The 532-nt window shown below is 44.0% G+C and carries 1 protein-coding gene and 1 pseudogene; both read right to left on the bottom strand.

Annotated elements, in window-relative coordinates:
* A pseudogene (locus R7044_RS27745) lies at positions 1 to 78 on the bottom strand (DeoR family transcriptional regulator); the annotation flags it as partial.
* Positions 79 to 169: 91 nt separating this feature from the next.
* On the bottom strand, positions 170 to 532 hold a 363-nt coding region (locus R7044_RS27740), incomplete at its 5' end, for a VOC family protein (protein ID WP_225456303.1).

Below are 532 nucleotides of genomic sequence, written 5' to 3'. Positions count from 1 at the left end.
GATGTCAGAAAGCTCCGTGACTTGAACGCGTTTACGGTCATTCACTAATTGCAGGATTTCATTTTGTCTTGGGTTCACAGGCTCACTCCTTATTGATGAGCTTGCAGTATACGCCCGAACACTTTCATATGAAAGCAGCCTGTGAACAGGGTCAATAAGCTAAGTCACGTTAAACGGTAAGCTCAATACGGTTACCATCTGGATCTAATACGCAGCTCTCGTAATAACCATCGCCAGTGTATCTCGGCCCGTCAATCCTTCGATAACCATCTTCCACCAAGGTTTTGGTTATTTGGTCAACTGCCTGCTCTGATCCTAATGCGAAGGCAAAGTGTGCCAACCCTGTTACCTGCATCGAGTGAAAGTTTTCACAAGCGGTCACACCCTCCATCGACATCAACTCCAATCGAGCACCACTTTCAAACGAAAGAAAGTAAGATGAAAACTGCTTAGTTGGGTTGTGGTATTTATCGTTAGACATCGCGTTAAAATATTTCTCATAGAAGGCTTTTAACTCTTCCAAACGTTCTGT

Source organism: Vibrio sp. 1402, from assembly GCF_033340275.1.
The sequence above is the reverse complement of the archived record's forward strand: the minus strand, read 5'-3'. Positions and strand labels throughout refer to the sequence as shown.